Source organism: Pseudomonas sp. NPDC089918, from assembly GCF_050280605.1.
In the GTDB taxonomy this organism is placed as follows: Bacteria; Pseudomonadota; Gammaproteobacteria; order Pseudomonadales; family Pseudomonadaceae; genus Aquipseudomonas.
In genome coordinates, this window is sequence record NZ_JBNNVP010000107.1 from 1 (window position 1) to 1312 (window position 1312).

Annotated in this window: 1 pseudogene; it reads left to right on the forward strand. The window is 52.6% G+C overall.

From position 1 onward, the window contains the following. Window positions 1-54: 54 nt before the first annotated feature. Window positions 55-1308, forward strand: a pseudogene (locus tag ACQKPC_RS30385) (IS3 family transposase). Window positions 1309-1312 lie beyond the last annotated feature (4 nt).

Below are 1312 nucleotides of genomic sequence, written 5' to 3' on the forward strand. Positions count from 1 at the left end.
TGTCCCGTCCTGAATAAGGTTTACACCTTCTGATCTGTTTTTCAGGAGGACGTAATGGAATCAGCAAAAAGGCGTAGTCAGCGAGACTACACGCTGACCTTTAAATTGTCGGTCGTCGATCAGGTCGAAAAAGGCGAGCTGAGTTATAAAGAGGCTCAGGAGCGCTACGGGATTCAAGGCAAAACGACCGTTCTGACGTGGTTACGCAAGCACGGTCGGCAGGATTGGAGCCCAGGCGGATACATTGGCTCGCCGAGGATGGGGTCTATGCCCGACAAAAACCGCCCATTAACGCCAGAGCAACGCATCAAAGAGCTTGAAGAGCAGTTAGCTCTGTCCAATCAGAAAGCGCAGTTTTTCGAGGCGGTCGTGGATGTCTTGAAGAATGACTACGGTCTCTCTGTCGTAAAAAAGCGTCCCGGCAAGTCCTCGCGCAAAAACGAATCAAAAACCTGAGCATCAGCAGGGCTTGCCAGTTCATGGGGATAAGCCGACAGGCTTACTACAAACGCAATCGCGCCGATGCTGCTCGTCTGGTTCTGGATCAGAAAGTTGCCGATTTCGTTCAGCAAAAACGTCAGCGGCAGCCGCGTTTGGGCACCCGAAAGCTGCATTACTTGCTGCATTGCCAGCCTCAACTTGAGCTGCAAGTGGGTCGAGATCGGCTGTTTTCGATTCTGCGGGAAAGACGTTTATTGGTAGCTCGCAAGCGGTCTTATCACAAGACGACCAATAGTCATCATCGCTTTCACCGCCACCCGAACCTGCTCAAGCCAGGTCCTGATCAGGTTGTTCCAAGCGGCCCGGAACAAGTCTGGGTGGCTGACATCACCTATTTGCCCACTCAGGAAGGTGTGGCCTATCTGAGCCTGGTAACGGATGCTTTTTCGCGAAAGATCGTGGGCTATCACGTCCATGAAAGCCTTCACACCGAGTCGGTAGCACAGGCACTGCGCCGGGCGGTAAAGCACCGTCGGACAGAGCAGTCGCTGGTGCATCATTCAGATAGAGGTATCCAATATTGCTCGGGGATGTACCAAGCGTTGCACGCGAAATACGGTATTCGATGCTCAATGACAGACGGCTATGACTGCTACCAAAATGCCTTGGCAGAGCGGGTCAACGGGATATTAAAGACAGAGCTTATGCTCCAGCGGCCGCAGGATTTGCTGCAAGCGAAGAAGATGGTGAGTGAGTCGATATCGATCTACAACGGCGAGCGTCCGCACCTGTCTTTGAAATACAAAACGCCCGATGCGGTGCATCGGGCGTTAGGGTGAAACAGGTGTAAACCTATTTCAGGACTAGACAC